Source organism: Streptomyces sp. NPDC091287, from assembly GCF_044768525.1.
GTDB lineage: Bacteria > Actinomycetota > Actinomycetes > Streptomycetales > Streptomycetaceae > Streptomyces.
Genome location: NZ_JBIVUV010000038.1, coordinates 20,916 through 34,883 on the forward strand (window position 1 = coordinate 20,916; position 13,968 = coordinate 34,883).

Genomic DNA, 13,968 nt, shown 5'->3' on the forward strand with positions numbered 1-13,968 from the left:
GCGGGGCGGACAGCGGCCACAACCGGAGGAACGACCATGCCTCAGCGCACCAGCCTGGCCGACGCCGACTGCTCGATCGCCCAGGCCCTCGACGTCGTGGGTGACTGGTGGACGCTGCTGATCGTGCGGGACACCGCGCGCGGTGTGCACCGGTTCGACGCGCTCCAGCAGGAGTTGGGCGTCTCGCGCAAGGTGCTGACCGAGCGGCTGCGGCTGCTGGTCGACGCGGGAGTGCTGGCACGGGAGCCGTATCAGGACCGCCCGGTCCGGCACGAGTACCGGCTCACCCCGCGCGGCCGGGCGCTGCTGCCCGTGCTGATCGCGCTCCAGGACTGGGGCGACACCTGGGTGCTGGGAGAAGGGGAGACGATGGCGACGACGACGGAGGCCTCGCGGGAGGCGGCCCGGATGCGGGCCCTGAAGGGCACGCGGCTGCCGGAGCTGCTGCTGACCGGGGACGACGGAGAACCGCGCGACCCGGTCGCCGACACTCCGTACACCGTCCTGTACTGCTTCCCCGGCGCCTACGCCCGGCGCGACGCCTACCCGCCGGGCTGGGCGGGGATCCCGGGGGCGAGTGGCTGCACGCTCGAATCGTGCACCTACCGCGACCAGTTGGCGGAGTTCACGGCGGCGGGCGCGAGCGTGCACGGGGTGTCCACGCAACGCCCGGACGAGCAGCGCGCGTTCGCGGAGAAGGAGGGGCTGCGTTTCCCGTTGCTCTCGGACGCGGACCTGACGCTGACGGCGGCGCTGCGACTGCCGACGTTCCGGGCGGCGGGGGTGAGCCGGCTCAAGCGGCTGACGCTGGTCGTGGACCGGGAGCGGACGGTCCGGGAAGTGCTCTACCCGATCACGGACATCGGGGCGAGCGTGCGCGAGGCGCTGGAAGCGGTCCGCCACGCGGCGGGCCCAGCGCGACCCGCGTGACGCCGAGCGGCGCCCGCGGCCTTCGGCTCAGGCGCCGCCGTCCACGATCCGGGCCAGCATCTCGCGGGTATAGGGCGCGTCGAACGTACCGCCGGTGAGCAGCACCTGAAGACAGACGCCGTCCATCAGCGCGACGAGCGCCCGCGCGGTCTCCGGGTCGGTGCGCCGGGACAGCAGCCCGACGGCCTCCTCGGTCCACTCGGCGGCGACGGGGCGCAGCACGGGGCGGCGCAGGGCCGCGAGGTACAGCTCGTACTCCAGCTCGATCGCCCCGCGTTCGCCCGCGAACCACCGGCCCAGCAACCGCGTCAGCTCCTCCGCGAGACCGGCGGAGCCGGCGGGTCCCGCCAGGGCCTCGCTGCCGCGCAGTTCCCGCACGAAGTTCTCGTTGCACCGGCGGAGGGCGGCGACCAGGAGTTCGTCGAGGGAGCCGAAGTGGTACGTGGTCGAACCGAGCGGCACATCGGCCTCGGCGGCCACGGTGCGGTGACTGAGGCCGGCTATGCCGTCGGCCGCGATCACGCTCAGCGCCGCGTCGATGATCTTCGTCCGCCGCCCGGGGTCGTACCGCCGCGCCATCAGTGCGCCCCTCCCAGGTTGAGGACGACGACCCCGGCCACGATCAGGGCGATGCCCGTGATCTTGACCAGGCCGCTGGACTCCCCCAGGAACAGGATCCCGATGAGGGCGATGGCCGCGGTGCCGACGCCGGCCCAGATGGCGTAGGCGGTGCCCACGGAGAGCGTCTTGAGCGTCTGCGCGAGCAGGGTGAAGGCGATGAGGTAGCCCACCACGGTGCCGAGCGAGGGCCAGAGCCGGGTGAAGCCCTCGCTGTACTTCATGGCCGTCGTCCCGGCCACCTCCGCCGCGATGGCGGCGACCAGAAGTCCGTATGCGTATCCCATGTGTACGACTGTACCCAACGTTGTGTACGGCCGTACATATCATCGGCCCACGTCGGGGGCGTTACGGTGTGCCGACCGACCACACGGCCCGTGACACGGGCCGACGACACGACGGAGACGCAGTGGCGCAGGACGCAGGGTGGGGCGGCGGCCCGTACGGGGGCGCACCTCACGGTGGGGGGCCCTTCCACCAGGGCGGGCAGGGACCGGGCGGGGGATGGAACAGTGGGTGGGCCGCACCGCCCAAGCCGGGGGTCATACCCCTGGCGCCGCTGAGGGTCTCGGACATGCTCAGCGGCGCCTTCTCGACGCTCGGGCGGTACTGGAAACCGCTGATCGGGATCGCCCTGACGCTGTTCGGCGCGGCGGCGCTCGTGATGATCGCCGCACTGGTGGCCGCCGGCGCCGCCGTCGCGAGCCAGTGGGACGAGCTGACGGCCGGCTCCTCCGGATCCCCGGACGCCGCGCAACTGGTCCCGCTGGGCATCGCGTTCGGCGTGCTGATGGTCATCGGCATGATCGTCTACCTGCTGGCGTCCGCCGTGGTGCAGGCAGCGGTCCCGGTGGTCCTCCAGGAAGCCGTCCTGGGCCGCCCGATCGGCTTCGGCGCCGTCTGGAGCCGCGCGTGGTCGCGGGTCTGGTCGATCCTCGGCACGGTGTTCCTGACCGGGCTGATCATGGCCATCCCGATGGCGCTCATGATCGGCGCCGTCGCCGGGCTGATGATCTACGCCGTCTCGCTGGGCGACGAGGACGGCGTCGTGCCGCTGATGGTGGTCGGCTTCCTCGGCGCCCTGGTCATCGCACCGGTGGCGATGTGGCTCTACGTCCGCTTCTCCCTGGCCCCGACGGTCGTGGTCTTCGAGCACCAGCGCCCGGTCGCCGCCCTGCGCCGCTCGGTCCGGCTGGTGCGCGGCAGCTGGTGGCGGGTCTTCGGCGTCTGGCTGCTCGCCGTCGGACTCGCGGCCATGATCGGCTACATGATCCAGCTGCCGTTCCAGATGGTCGGCCTGCTCCCCGGCGTGTTCGACCCGGCGGACATGGACGCGGACCCGAGCGGCGGGCAGATCGTCGCGGTGCTCGGCGGCGTGTTGCTGCTGTCGTTCATCAGCCAGATGATCTCCCAGCTGTTCACGGCGATCTTCCCCCCGCTGGTGGTCGGCCTGCTGTACGTCGACCTCCGGATGCGCACGGAGAACCTGGGCCCGGTCCTGGCCGAGGCGGCGGCAGCGACCCTGCCCGAGCAGTACGGGCCGCCGCCGCCCTCCCACGTCTGAGCACGCGGGAGCCGGGCCCGGCTCAGTCGGTCAGGGTCCGCTTGGGGCGCAGCACACAGAACTCGTTGCCCTCCGGATCGGCCATCACCACGAAGGTGGCGTCCGGCCCCTGCCCGACGTCCACCCGCCGGGCGCCGAGTGCGAGGATCCGCTCGACCTCAACGTCCTGGTCGTCCGGTGTCAGATCGATGTGCAGCCGGTTCTTGACCGTCTTCCCCTCCGGCACGGGGAGGAAGCACATGCCCGGCAGCGCGGTCTCGTGCGCTCCGATGATGATCTCCTCCTCGTGCTCGAAGAGCACCTGCCAGTCCAGCACCGCGCTCCAGAAACGGGCCATGAGCGGCAGGTCGTGAGCGTCGACGGCGATGTGGTAAATGGAGACGGCCATGCCCGCCAGTCTGCCTGGCGGGCATGGCCGTTCATCGCTCTTCGCGGAGCGTGTCAGACGTTGAACCCCAGCGCGCGGAGCTGCTCGCGTCCGTCGTCGGTGATCTTGTCCGGGCCCCACGGCGGCATCCAGACCCAGTTGATGCGCAGCTCGTTGACGATGCCGTCCGTGGCGGACTTCGCCTGGTCCTCGATGACGTCGGTCAGCGGGCAGGCCGCGGACGTCAGAGTCATGTCGAGGGTGGCGATGTTGGCGTCGTCGACGTGGATGCCGTAGATCAAGCCCAGGTTGACGACGTCGATGCCCAGTTCGGGGTCGACGACGTCGTACAGCGCCTCGCGGACCTCCTCCTCGGAGGCCGGCTTCATGGTCGCGGTCTCGTTGTCGCTCATGCGGTCTTCCCTTCGGACAGCGCCTTGGCCGTCGCGTCCTTCCACGCCATCCAGCTCAGCAGCGCGCACTTGACCCGGGCGGGGTACTTGGAGACGCCGGCGAACGCGACGGCGTCCTCCAGCACCTCCTCCATCGCGTCGTCAGGCTCCAGCTGCCCCTTGGACTGCATCAGCTCCAGGAAGGTGTCCTGGATCTTCTGCGCCTGGGACAGCTCCTTGCCGACGAGCAGCTCGTTCAGCACGGAGGCGCTGGCCTGACTGATCGAACAGCCCTGGCCCTCGTAGCTCACGTCGGCGATGGTCTCGCCGTCGTACTTCACCCGGAGCGTGATCTCGTCGCCGCACGTCGGATTGACGTGGTGCACCTCGGCATCGCCGTCCCGCAGGCCGCGCCCGTGGGGGTGCTTGTAGTGGTCCAGGATCACTTCCTGGTACATGGATTCCAGCTTCACCAGTCAGCCCTCAGCCGAAGAAGTTCCGGACGTGCTCCAGACCGTCCACCAGGGCGTCGACCTCGGCGGGCGTGGAGTACAGATAGAACGACGCTCGCGTCGTCGCGGGAATTCCGTACCGCAGGCAGACCGGGCGGGCGCAGTGGTGGCCGACCCGGACACAGATGCCCATCTCGTCGAGGACCTGACCCACGTCGTGCGGGTGGATGTCGCCGAGCGTGAAGGAGATCGTCGCCCCGCGGTCCTCGGCCGTCGCCGGACCGATGATCCGCAGGTCCGGGACCTCCAGGAGGCGCTTCACCGCGTACTCGGTGATCGCCTTCTCGTGGCTGTGGATCTTCTCCATGCCGATCGCCGAGAGATAGTCCACGGCCGCGCCGAGGCCGACGGCCTGGGCGATCGGGGGCGTACCGGCCTCGAACTTGTGCGGTGCCGGAGCATACGTCGAGGAGTGCATCGACACGGTCTCGATCATCTCGCCGCCGCCGAGGAACGGAGGCAGGTCCTCAAGGAGCTCCTGCCGTCCCCACAGCACGCCGATGCCCGTCGGACCGACCATCTTGTGCCCGGTGAAGGCCACGAAGTCGGCCTGGAGCGCCTGCACGTCGAGCACCATGTGCGGGGCCGCCTGCGAGGCGTCGATGCAGACCAGCGCGCCGACCTGCTGGGCGCGGCGGATGATCTGCTCGACCGGGTTGACGGTGCCCAGGATGTTGGAGACCAGCGTGAAGGAGACGATCTTCGTCTTCTCGGTGATGATCTCGTCGATGTTCGACAGGTCGAGCCGGCCGTCGTCGGTGATGCCGAACCACTTCAGCTTCGCGCCGGTGCGCTGCGCGAGCAGCTGCCACGGCACGATGTTGGAGTGGTGCTCCATCTCCGTGGTGACGATCTCGGTCTCGCGGTCCACCCGATAGGGCTCGTCCGCCCAGCCGAGCATGTTCGCCACGAGGTTCAGCGACTCCGAGGCGTTCTTCGTGAAGATCACCTCGTCGCGGCTGGGTGCGTTGATGAAGGCGGCGACCTTGTCGCGGGCGCCCTCGTACAGCGCGGTGGCCTCCTCGGCGATCGTGTAGACGCCGCGGTGCACGTTCGCGTTGTACCGCTCGTAGTACTCGTTGAGCGCGTCGAGGACCTGCCGCGGCTTCTGCGAGGTCGCCGCGGAGTCCAGGTAAACGATCTTCTTGCCGTCGTGGACCGTGCGGTCCAGGATCGGGAAGTCCTTGCGGATCGCCTCGGTGTCGAGGAGGCCGGTGAGCCCCTGTCGGGCGTCAGTCACGCGGCTGCACCTCCTGAGTTCCCTCCGCTCACGGGGCCCCCCTTCGTGTAGGCCTCGTAGCCCTCGTTCTCCAGCTGGTCGGCCAGCTCGGCGCCGCCGGAGGCCGCGATACGGCCGTTGGCGAAGACGTGCACGAAGTCGGGCTTGATGTACTTCAGGATGCGGGTGTAGTGCGTGATCAGCAGGGTGCCGACCTCGCCGGTCTCGCGCACCCGGTTGACACCCTCGGAGACGGTCTTGAGCGCGTCGACGTCCAGACCGGAGTCGGTCTCGTCCAGGACGGCGATCTTCGGCTTGAGGAGCTCCAGCTGAAGGATCTCGTGGCGCTTCTTCTCACCGCCGGAGAAGCCCTCGTTGACGTTGCGCTCGGCGAAGGCGGGGTCCATCTGGAGCCCGGCCATCGTCTCCTTGACCTCCTTGACCCACGTACGCAGCTTGGGGGCCTCGCCGCGGATGGCGGTGGCGGAGGTGCGCAGGAAGTTGGAGACCGAGACACCGGGGATCTCGACCGGGTACTGCATGGCGAGGAACAGGCCAGCGCGGGCCCGCTCGTCGACGGACATCTCCAGGACGTCCTCGCCGTCCAGGGTGACCGTGCCACTGGTGATCGTGTACTTGGGGTGACCCGCCAGCGAGTACGCGAGGGTGGACTTGCCGGACCCGTTGGGGCCCATGATGGCGTGGGTCTCGCCCTGCTTCACGGTCAGGTCGACGCCCTTGAGGATCTCCTTCGTGGCGTTGTCGGCCTCGACGGTGACGTGCAGGTCGCGGATTTCAAGCGTTGCCATGGGTGACTCAGGACTCCTGGGTGACGGAGACGAGCACATCGTCCCCTTGGATCTTTACGGGGTATACGGGGACGGGGCGCGTCGCGGGAAGGCCGGACGGCTTGCCGGTGCGGAGGTCGAACGACGAGCCGTGCAGCCAGCACTCGATCGCGCAGTCCTCCACCTCGCCCTCGGAGAGGGACACGTTCGCGTGCGAGCAGATGTCGTTGATCGCGAACACCTCGCCCTCGGTGCGGACGACGGAGACCGGTGTGCCGTCGAGCTCCACCCGTTTCGGGGTGTCGTCCTCCAGCTCACTCAGCGCACAGGCTTTGACGAAGGCCATCAGACGGACGCCTTCAGCTCGGTCTCGATCTTCTCGAGGAGACGCGCTTCGACGTCCGGCAGACCGATCTGCTGGACCAGCTCGGCGAAGAAGCCGCGCACGACGAGGCGGCGGGCCTCCTCGGCCGGGATGCCGCGGGACTGGAGGTAGAAGAGCTGCTCGTCGTCGAAGCGGCCGGTAGCCGAGGCGTGGCCGGCGCCGACGATCTCGCCGGTCTCGATCTCCAGGTTGGGCACGGAGTCGACCCGGGCGCCGTCGGTGAGGACGAGGTTCCGGTTCATCTCGTAGGTGTCGGTGCCCTCGGCCGCGGCCTGGATGAGGACGTCGCCGATCCAGACGGCGTGCGCGCCGTCACCCTGGAGGGCGCCCTTGTACACGGCGTTGGACTTGCAGTGCGGGGTGTTGTGGTCGACCAGGAGGCGGTGCTCCTGGTGCTGGCCCTTGTCGGTGAAGTACAGGCCGAAGAGCTCCGCCTCGCCACCGGGGGCCGCGTAGGCCACCCGGGGGTGCAGGCGGACGACGTCGCCGCCGAAGGTGACGATGATCGACTTGAACGAGGCGTCCCGGCCGACCAGCGCGTTGTGCTGGCCGACGTGGACGGCCGTGTCGTCCCAGTCCTGGACGGAGACGACGGTCAGCTTCGCGCCGTCGCCGAGGACGTAGTCGACGTTGGCGGCGAGCACCGCGTCACCGGTGTGGTCGATGACGACGACGGCCTCGGCGAAGGCGCCCAGCTGGATGAGCTGGTGGCCGTAGGCGACGCCACCCTCGCCGTGCACGGTGATCCGGACCGGCTCGGTGAGCACGGCTTCCTTGGCGACCGTGACGACCGAGGCCTGCTCGAAGGAGCTGTACGCCTGGGCGGCGACCCGGTCCACCGGGGTGCCGGCCTTGCCGAGCCGGGAGTCGTCGCGGCCGACGGTCTCGACCGTGACGCCCTCGGGGGCCTCGATGGCGACCTTCACGCCGCCGCCGCTCGCGACCGCGGTGCCGTCGTGCAGACCGCGCAGCCGCTCCAGCGGCGTGAAGCGCCACTCCTCCTCGCGGCCGTGCGGGACGGGGAAGTCCGCGACGTCGAAGGACGGGGGTGCGCTCATGCGGGTGGCGACGGTCGACTCGGCGGCCACCGCGATGGAGCCGGCGGTGGTGGAGCCCACCGGAGTGTTCTGAGCCTCAGCCATGGCTGTCGTAGTGCTCGCTTTCTCAGTCAAGAAGGGGGGTGGTTCGGTGGGAGTGCGGGGACGGCCGCGAACGGCCGTCCCGGTGGTCCTCGGACGAGGACCTAGCCGACCGAACCCTCCATCTGCAGCTCGATCAGCCGGTTGAGCTCCAGGGCGTACTCCATGGGCAGCTCCTTCGCGATCGGCTCGACGAAGCCGCGCACGATCATCGCCATGGCCTCGAACTCGGTGAGTCCGCGGCTCATGAGGTAGAAGAGCTGGTCCTCGGAGACCTTGGAGACGGTCGCCTCGTGGCCCATCGACACGTCGTCCTCGCGGACGTCGACGTAGGGGTAGGTGTCCGAGCGGGAGATCGTGTCGACGAGCAGAGCGTCGCAGAGCACGTTGGACTTCGCGCCCGGCGCGCCCTCGCCGATCTCGATCAGACCGCGGTAGGACGTACGGCCACCGCCTCGCGCCACCGACTTGGAGACGATGTTGGAGGAGGTGTTCGGGGCCATGTGGACCATCTTGGCGCCGGCGTCCTGGTGCTGGCCCTCGCCCGCGAAGGCGATGGACAGGGTCTCGCCCTTGGCGTGCTCGCCCATCAGGTAGACGGCCGGGTACTTCATGGTCACCTTGGAGCCGATGTTGCCGTCGACCCACTCCATGGTCGCGCCCTCGTAGGCCACGGCCCGCTTGGTGACCAGGTTGTAGACGTTGTTCGACCAGTTCTGGATGGTCGTGTAGCGGCAGCGGCCGCCCTTCTTCACGATGATCTCGACCACGGCGCTGTGCAGCGAGTCCGAGGAATAGATCGGGGCGGTGCAGCCCTCGACGTAGTGGACGTAGGCGTCCTCGTCGACGATGATCAGCGTCCGCTCGAACTGGCCCATGTTCTCCGTGTTGATACGGAAGTAGGCCTGGAGCGGGATGTCCACATGGACGCCCTTGGGCACGTAGATGAACGATCCGCCGGACCACACGGCCGAGTTCAGCGAGGCGAACTTGTTGTCCCCGACGGGGATGATGGTGCCGAAGTACTCCTTGAAGAGCTCCGGGTGCTCCTTCAGCGCGGTGTCGGTGTCCATGAAGATGACACCCTGCGCCTCCAGCTCCTCGTTGATCTGGTGGTAGACGACCTCGGACTCGTACTGCGCGGCGACGCCGGCGACGAGGCGCTGCTTCTCCGCCTCGGGGATGCCGAGCTTGTCGTACGTGTTCTTGATGTCCTCGGGCAGCTCCTCCCAGGAGGCCGCCTGCTTCTCCGTGGACCGCACGAAGTACTTGATGTTGTCGAAGTCGATGCCCGACAGGTCGGAGCCCCAGTTCGGCATGGGCTTCTTGCCGAAGAGCTTGAGGCCCTTGAGCCGCAGCTTCAGCATCCACTCGGGCTCGTTCTTCTTCTCCGAGATGTCGCGGACGACAGCCTCGGAGAGACCGCGCTTCGCCGCCGCGCCTGCCGCGTCGGAGTCGGCCCAGCCGAATTCGTACGTACCCAGACCCTCGAGCTCAGGGTGGGCAGTCTCCGTGGGGAGCGTCATGCGGGGTTCCTCCCGGCCGTGCTTGCAGATGCTGAATGGGTGGTCTGTGGGGGTGGAGCGTGGCCACTTCGCGGCACGTAGGTCGTGCACACACCATCGCCGTGGGCGAGGGTGGCCAGACGCTGCACATGGGTCCCGAGGAGGCTGGAGAAGAATTCCGTCTCCGCCTCGCACAGCTGTGGGAACTGCTCGGCGACATGCGCCACCGGGCAGTGGTGCTGGCACAGCTGCTCGCCCTGCTGCGGGCCCGGCGCGCTTCGCGCCATAGCAGCGTACCCGTCGGCCGACAGGGCCTTGGCCAGGGCCTCGGTGCGCCCTTCGGGCGCCGCGGCCTCGACCACGGCCCGGTACGCCTCGCCCACCGCGGCCATCCGGGCGCGGGCGAAGGCGAGGACCGCCTCGTCACCCCCGGAAGCGGCGATGAAGCGCAGGGCGTCGGCGGCCAGCTTGTCGTAGGACTGGTCGAAGGCGTCCCGGCCGCAGTCCGTCAGAGCGAACACCTTGGCGGGCCTGCCGCGGGTCCGCGCCCCGTAGACCCGCTGTTCGCGAGCTTCGACGACATCGTCGGATACGAGGGCGTCCAGGTGGCGGCGGACGGCGGCCTGGGTGAGGCCGACGCGCTTGGCGAGGTCCGCGGCGGTGGAGGGGCCGTGGTCCAGGATGGAGCGCGCGACCCGGTTGCGCGTCGAGCGCTCACCGGTCGCGAGTTCCTCCTGAGGAGCCCGTCCGTCGTATTTCACAACACCATTGTTGCGTAATTCATTCGACTCTGACAACCACGGTCCGGAACGATCAATGGTGCGGTTCGTCACTTAGGGTTACCTAATCTGGCCCCGGGAGCCGTCCTCCCCGGAGGGCTGCCTAGACTGGTGCGCCATGGAGAACGAGCCCGTCGTACAGGTCAAGGGCCTGGTGAAGCGGTACGGCACGAAGACCGCGGTGAACGGCCTCGATCTGGTGGTCGCGACCGGCGCGGTGACCGCCGTCCTCGGCCCGAACGGCGCCGGGAAGACCACCACGATCGAGACCTGCGAGGGCTACCGACGCCCCGACGCCGGCACCGTACGGGTCCTCGGCCTCGATCCGGTCGCCGACGCCGAACGGCTGCGTCCGCGGATCGGGGTGATGCTCCAGTCCGGCGGCGTCTACTCCGGTGCGCGCGCCGACGAGATGCTCCGCCACATGGCCAAGCTGCACGCCCACCCCCTCGACGTGGCCGCCCTGATCGAACGCCTCGGCCTCGGCGACTGCGGCCGCACCACCTACCGGCGGCTCTCCGGCGGCCAGCAGCAGCGCCTCTCGCTGGCCATGGCGGTCGTCGGCCGGCCCGAGCTGCTGTTCCTGGACGAGCCGACCGCCGGGCTCGACCCGGGGGCCCGCCGCTCCACCTGGGACCTGGTGCGCGAGCTGCGCGCCGACGGGGTGTCCGTGGTGCTGACGACCCACTTCATGGACGAGGCCGAGGCGCTCGCCGACGACGTCGCGATCATCGACGCGGGCCGGGTCGTCGCCCAGGGCAGCCCGGAGGCGCTCTGCCGGGGCGGCGCGGAGAACACCCTGCGCTTCACCGGACGCCCGGGCCTCGACCTCGGCTCGCTCGTCAAGGCGCTGCCCGACGGCTCCGGGGCCGCCGAGCCGCTGCCGGGGACGTACCGGATCACCGGGTCCATCGACCCGCAGCTGCTGGCCACGGTGACCTCCTGGTGCGCCCAGCACGGCGTGATGCCCGAGGGCATCTCCGTGGAGCGGCACACCCTGGAGGACGTCTTCCTCGAACTGACCGGCAAGAAGCTGACCGGCAAGGAGCCGCACGCATGAGCGCCGGTACGTACACCCCGCGCCCCGGCGCGGCCCCGCTCCCCCGGATGATCGCCGCGCAGACCGCGCTGGAGACCCGGATGCTGCTGCGCAACGGCGAGCAGCTGCTGCTGACGGTGATCATCCCGACACTGCTGCTGGTGCTGTTCAGCGCGGTCGACATCGTGGACACCGGCTCGGGCGCGTCGGTCGACTTCCTGGCCCCGGGCATCCTGGCGCTCGCCGTGATGTCCACCGCCTTCACCGGCCAGGCCATCGCCACCGGCTTCGAACGCCGTTACGGCGTCCTCAAGCGGCTGGGGGCCTCCCCGCTGCCCCGCTGGGCGCTGATGACCGCGAAGACGCTGTCGGTGCTGGTCACCGAGGTGCTCCAGCTCGTGCTGCTGACGGCGATCGCCTTCGCGCTGGGCTGGTCGCCGCAGGGCAACCCGCTCTCGGTGCTGCTGCTCCTGGTGCTGGGAACGGCCGCGTTCTCCGGGCTCGGACTGCTGATGGCGGGGACGCTCAAGGCGGAGGCGACGCTCGCCGCCGCCAACCTGGTGTTCCTGCTGCTGCTGGTCGGCGGCGGGGTCATCGTGCCGCTGGAGAAGTTCCCGGGCGCCGTGCAGTCGGTGCTGGGGCTGCTGCCCGTATCGGCGCTCTCCGAGGGCCTGCGGGACGTCCTCCAGCACGGTGCGTCGATGCCGTGGGCGCAGGCCGGGATCCTGGTCGTGTGGGCGGTGCTGGGGCTCGGCGCGGCGGCGAAGTTCTTCCGCTGGGAGTAGCCCGACCGGGGCATGCTCCGAGGACGTGTGCGGGCAACCGGGTACGAACCCACCCCCTCGTGAAAACATGCACAAGCCCCGTCCTACGATGGTCCGCGTGGAAACCCCCATCTCCCTCATCGCCAAGCGCTGGACGCCGTCCACCAGGGTGGTGAAGCGCGCCGCGCTCTCCGCCGTCATGATGAGCGTCTTCATCATCGTCACCGGCGGGGCCGTCCGGCTCACCGGTTCGGGCCTCGGCTGCGACACCTGGCCCAAGTGCACCGACGACAGTCTGTTCGCGACGCCCGAGCAGGGACTGCACGGCGCGATCGAGTTCGGCAACCGGATGCTGGCCTACGTCCTGTCGGCCGCGGTCGGCTGGGCGATCATCGCCATCAGTTCGGTCAAGCCGCGCCGCCGCAAGCTCGCCCGGCTGGCCTGGTTGCAGTTCTGGATCGTGCTGGGCAACGCCGTCCTCGGCGGGATCACGGTCTGGGCGGGCCTCAACCCCTGGACGGTGGCCGGGCACTTCCTGCTGGCCAACGTGCTTCTCGCGGTCGCCGTGATCACCTGGGTGCGGGTCGGCGAGGGCGACGGCCCCGCGCGCCCCCGGACTCCGCTGCCGGTACGGCGCCTGGCCTGGGCGATCGTGGCGACCACGGTGGTCCTGATCGTGCTGGGCACCTCGGTGACCGGGTCCGGCAAGCACGCCGGCGACAGCAGCGACGTACCGCGCATGCCCTGGGACTGGTCGGCCGCCGCCCATGTGCACGCCATCTCCGCCTGGGTCGTCTGCGCCCTGGCCATCGCGATGTGGCTGGCCCTGCGGGTGGTCGACGCGCCCGCCGACACCCGGGCCCGCGCCCGCGACCTGCTGGTCGTGCTGCTCGCCCAGGGCGCGATCGGGTACGTCCAGTACTTCAGCGACGTCCCCGAGATCCTGGTCGGCGTCCACATGTTCGGTTCGTCCATCCTGTGGATCGCCGTGATCCGGCTCGTGCTGAGCATGCGCGAGCGCGGCGACGACGCTCCCGCCCCGCTGCCCGGCCCGTCCACCGAGCAGCCGGAGTCGACACCGGCGGCGGCGGTCTGACGGGCGGACGACGGACGGACACGGGTGAGGGGCGGCGGGCCGGTGGCCCGCCGCCCCTCACGTATGCCGTGGCTCCTCACTCCAGCCCGTACACCCGGCGGGGTGGCGCGCAGCAGGCGGCCTCGAAGGTGCCGAGGCCCAGCTCGGTGCGCAGGACGCCGTGGCAGTTCTGGTCGACCAGGTCGGCCACGGGAACGGTGGCGGTCATCCGGGGCTCCCTGGGAAGGCGTGCGTCTGCACGGCCTGACGGATGGGCCCCGTGTCAGGTGTTGCCCGGCAGCGCCGAAAGCGGCGCTGTCGACTCTGCGGTCGGCTGTCGCCTCAGCGGTCGTTGGAGGGGCCGCCGACCTGGATGCCGGCCATCCGGGACCACTCGTACGGGCCGGTGCGGACCTTGAGCGCGAACTCGCCGTCGAACTCCTCGTGCATCGTGATGCCGGACTTCCGCGCCGCGTTCTCGGCCACGGCGTAGGTCGGGGCCACGAGGTCGCCCCAGGCGCCGTCCTCGCCGACCAGGACGATGCGGGCGCCCGCCTGGCCGATGTACGCGAGCTGTCCCTCCGCGCCGCCGTGCTCCTTGGCGAAGGCGCCGATCTGGTGGGCGAGCCTCGCCGCCCTGCGTTCGGCGCGCGCCGCCTTCCTGGCGTCCGTGCGTGAGGTCTGCCCGATGTCGCTTGCGTCTGCTGCCGTCTCTGCCATGAACAGGATGCTACCGACGGGTAGATGAACTGGCGACGGGCGGGGGGGGGGGGGGGGGGGCCCCCCCCCCCCCCCCCCCCGCGATCAAAAAGGAGTTGAGGAAACAAAAATAGCTACGCCCCCAGCGGGGGGGGCCCCCCCCCGGGGGGGGGGGGGACCAGACCCCCCCCGG

General features: G+C 70.1%; 18 protein-coding genes. 5 read left to right on the plus strand and 13 right to left on the minus strand.

Annotation, left to right across the window (positions count from 1 at the left end; genetic code table 11):
• The first annotated feature begins 36 nt into the window (after window positions 1-36).
• The gene (locus ACIQRW_RS37825) at window positions 37-930 is read left to right on the plus strand and encodes a winged helix-turn-helix transcriptional regulator (RefSeq protein WP_403769813.1); all 894 of its coding nucleotides are present in this window, start codon (window positions 37-39) and stop codon (window positions 928-930) included.
• 27 nt (window positions 931-957) lie between these two features.
• Here the strand turns inward: ACIQRW_RS37825 and ACIQRW_RS37830 are convergent, their stop codons facing one another.
• Both ACIQRW_RS37830 and ACIQRW_RS37835 read right to left on the minus strand, forming a co-directional pair.
• Window positions 958-1,509 (minus strand): TetR/AcrR family transcriptional regulator, encoded by a 552-nt coding sequence (locus ACIQRW_RS37830; RefSeq protein WP_403769816.1) that lies wholly within the window; start codon window positions 1,507-1,509, stop codon window positions 958-960.
• Window positions 1,509-1,835: a DMT family transporter gene (locus tag ACIQRW_RS37835; RefSeq protein ID WP_403769818.1), complete on the minus strand. Its 327-nt coding sequence runs from the start codon at window positions 1,833-1,835 to the stop codon at window positions 1,509-1,511. Before ACIQRW_RS37835 ends, ACIQRW_RS37830 begins: the two co-directional genes overlap by 1 nt.
• Window positions 1,836-2,122: 287 nt before the next feature.
• Between ACIQRW_RS37835 and ACIQRW_RS37840 the strand changes: the two genes are divergently transcribed.
• Window positions 2,123-3,112 (plus strand): hypothetical protein, encoded by a 990-nt coding sequence (locus tag ACIQRW_RS37840; RefSeq protein ID WP_403769821.1) that lies wholly within the window; start codon window positions 2,123-2,125, stop codon window positions 3,110-3,112.
• 22 nt (window positions 3,113-3,134) lie between these two features.
• On the opposite strand, the gene ACIQRW_RS37845 is transcribed toward ACIQRW_RS37840, so the two are convergent.
• The 9 genes from ACIQRW_RS37845 to ACIQRW_RS37885 form a co-directional block, all read right to left on the minus strand.
• Window positions 3,135-3,500, minus strand: coding sequence for a VOC family protein (locus ACIQRW_RS37845; RefSeq protein ID WP_403769824.1), 366 nt, complete (start codon window positions 3,498-3,500; stop codon window positions 3,135-3,137).
• Between the two features lie 53 nt (window positions 3,501-3,553).
• Window positions 3,554-3,892 (minus strand): metal-sulfur cluster assembly factor, encoded by a 339-nt coding sequence (locus ACIQRW_RS37850; protein ID WP_003969897.1) that lies wholly within the window; start codon window positions 3,890-3,892, stop codon window positions 3,554-3,556.
• A complete protein-coding gene (sufU, locus tag ACIQRW_RS37855) occupies window positions 3,889-4,344 on the minus strand; it encodes a Fe-S cluster assembly sulfur transfer protein SufU (protein WP_063804482.1) in 456 nt (151 codons plus the stop codon). Before sufU ends, ACIQRW_RS37850 begins: the two co-directional genes overlap by 4 nt.
• Window positions 4,345-4,354: 10 nt before the next feature.
• The gene (locus ACIQRW_RS37860) at window positions 4,355-5,623 is read right to left on the minus strand and encodes a cysteine desulfurase (protein WP_403769827.1); all 1,269 of its coding nucleotides are present in this window, start codon (window positions 5,621-5,623) and stop codon (window positions 4,355-4,357) included.
• The gene (gene sufC, locus ACIQRW_RS37865; RefSeq protein WP_103530795.1) at window positions 5,620-6,411 is read right to left on the minus strand and encodes a Fe-S cluster assembly ATPase SufC; all 792 of its coding nucleotides are present in this window, start codon (window positions 6,409-6,411) and stop codon (window positions 5,620-5,622) included. Before sufC ends, ACIQRW_RS37860 begins: the two co-directional genes overlap by 4 nt.
• 7 nt (window positions 6,412-6,418) lie before the next feature.
• Window positions 6,419-6,736 (minus strand): bifunctional 3-phenylpropionate/cinnamic acid dioxygenase ferredoxin subunit, encoded by a 318-nt coding sequence (locus tag ACIQRW_RS37870; RefSeq protein ID WP_069756324.1) that lies wholly within the window; start codon window positions 6,734-6,736, stop codon window positions 6,419-6,421.
• Window positions 6,736-7,917 carry a Fe-S cluster assembly protein SufD gene (sufD, locus tag ACIQRW_RS37875; RefSeq protein WP_403769831.1) on the minus strand — a complete coding sequence of 394 codons (1,182 nt, stop codon included), beginning with the start codon at window positions 7,915-7,917 and terminating at the stop codon, window positions 6,736-6,738. Before sufD ends, ACIQRW_RS37870 begins: the two co-directional genes overlap by 1 nt.
• A gap of 101 nt (window positions 7,918-8,018) precedes the next feature.
• Window positions 8,019-9,440, minus strand: coding sequence for a Fe-S cluster assembly protein SufB (gene sufB / locus ACIQRW_RS37880; protein ID WP_398615229.1), 1,422 nt, complete (start codon window positions 9,438-9,440; stop codon window positions 8,019-8,021).
• A complete protein-coding gene (locus ACIQRW_RS37885) occupies window positions 9,437-10,180 on the minus strand; it encodes a helix-turn-helix transcriptional regulator (RefSeq protein ID WP_403769834.1) in 744 nt (247 codons plus the stop codon). The genes sufB and ACIQRW_RS37885 overlap by 4 nt, the downstream gene beginning before the upstream one ends.
• Window positions 10,181-10,316: 136 nt before the next feature.
• On the opposite strand from ACIQRW_RS37885, the gene ACIQRW_RS37890 reads away from it, so the two are divergent.
• From ACIQRW_RS37890 to ACIQRW_RS37900, 3 genes are all read left to right on the plus strand, one after another.
• Window positions 10,317-11,258: an ABC transporter ATP-binding protein gene (locus tag ACIQRW_RS37890; protein WP_403769836.1), complete on the plus strand. Its 942-nt coding sequence runs from the start codon at window positions 10,317-10,319 to the stop codon at window positions 11,256-11,258.
• A complete protein-coding gene (locus ACIQRW_RS37895) occupies window positions 11,255-12,022 on the plus strand; it encodes an ABC transporter permease (protein ID WP_403769838.1) in 768 nt (255 codons plus the stop codon). The genes ACIQRW_RS37890 and ACIQRW_RS37895 overlap by 4 nt, the downstream gene beginning before the upstream one ends.
• A gap of 88 nt (window positions 12,023-12,110) precedes the next feature.
• Window positions 12,111-13,097: a heme A synthase gene (locus tag ACIQRW_RS37900; RefSeq protein WP_403769840.1), complete on the plus strand. Its 987-nt coding sequence runs from the start codon at window positions 12,111-12,113 to the stop codon at window positions 13,095-13,097.
• Window positions 13,098-13,173: 76 nt separating this feature from the next.
• On the opposite strand, the gene ACIQRW_RS37905 is transcribed toward ACIQRW_RS37900, so the two are convergent.
• Together ACIQRW_RS37905 and ACIQRW_RS37910 are read right to left on the minus strand one after the other, a co-directional pair.
• Window positions 13,174-13,305 carry a hypothetical protein gene (locus ACIQRW_RS37905; protein WP_403769844.1) on the minus strand — a complete coding sequence of 44 codons (132 nt, stop codon included), beginning with the start codon at window positions 13,303-13,305 and terminating at the stop codon, window positions 13,174-13,176.
• A 113-nt stretch (window positions 13,306-13,418) separates the two neighbouring features.
• Window positions 13,419-13,796 carry a hypothetical protein gene (locus tag ACIQRW_RS37910; RefSeq protein WP_403769842.1) on the minus strand — a complete coding sequence of 126 codons (378 nt, stop codon included), beginning with the start codon at window positions 13,794-13,796 and terminating at the stop codon, window positions 13,419-13,421.
• Window positions 13,797-13,968 lie beyond the last annotated feature (172 nt).

Coding starts and splice junctions, on each gene's coding strand:
- ACIQRW_RS37895 (WP_403769838.1), top strand. CDS start 11,255: ATGAGCGCCGGTACGTACACCCCGCGCCCCGGCGCGGCCCCGCTCCCC.
- sufB (WP_398615229.1), bottom strand. CDS start 9,440: ATGACGCTCCCCACGGAGACTGCCCACCCTGAGCTCGAGGGTCTGGGT.
- ACIQRW_RS37830 (WP_403769816.1), bottom strand. CDS start 1,509: ATGGCGCGGCGGTACGACCCCGGGCGGCGGACGAAGATCATCGACGCG.
- ACIQRW_RS37835 (WP_403769818.1), bottom strand. CDS start 1,835: ATGGGATACGCATACGGACTTCTGGTCGCCGCCATCGCGGCGGAGGTG.
- ACIQRW_RS37870 (WP_069756324.1), bottom strand. CDS start 6,736: ATGGCCTTCGTCAAAGCCTGTGCGCTGAGTGAGCTGGAGGACGACACC.
- ACIQRW_RS37900 (WP_403769840.1), top strand. CDS start 12,111: ATGGTCCGCGTGGAAACCCCCATCTCCCTCATCGCCAAGCGCTGGACG.
- ACIQRW_RS37905 (WP_403769844.1), bottom strand. CDS start 13,305: ATGACCGCCACCGTTCCCGTGGCCGACCTGGTCGACCAGAACTGCCAC.
- sufC (WP_103530795.1), bottom strand. CDS start 6,411: ATGGCAACGCTTGAAATCCGCGACCTGCACGTCACCGTCGAGGCCGAC.
- ACIQRW_RS37890 (WP_403769836.1), top strand. CDS start 10,317: ATGGAGAACGAGCCCGTCGTACAGGTCAAGGGCCTGGTGAAGCGGTAC.
- ACIQRW_RS37825 (WP_403769813.1), top strand. CDS start 37: ATGCCTCAGCGCACCAGCCTGGCCGACGCCGACTGCTCGATCGCCCAG.
- sufD (WP_403769831.1), bottom strand. CDS start 7,917: ATGGCTGAGGCTCAGAACACTCCGGTGGGCTCCACCACCGCCGGCTCC.
- ACIQRW_RS37840 (WP_403769821.1), top strand. CDS start 2,123: ATGCTCAGCGGCGCCTTCTCGACGCTCGGGCGGTACTGGAAACCGCTG.
- ACIQRW_RS37850 (WP_003969897.1), bottom strand. CDS start 3,892: ATGAGCGACAACGAGACCGCGACCATGAAGCCGGCCTCCGAGGAGGAG.
- ACIQRW_RS37845 (WP_403769824.1), bottom strand. CDS start 3,500: ATGGCCGTCTCCATTTACCACATCGCCGTCGACGCTCACGACCTGCCG.
- ACIQRW_RS37910 (WP_403769842.1), bottom strand. CDS start 13,796: ATGGCAGAGACGGCAGCAGACGCAAGCGACATCGGGCAGACCTCACGC.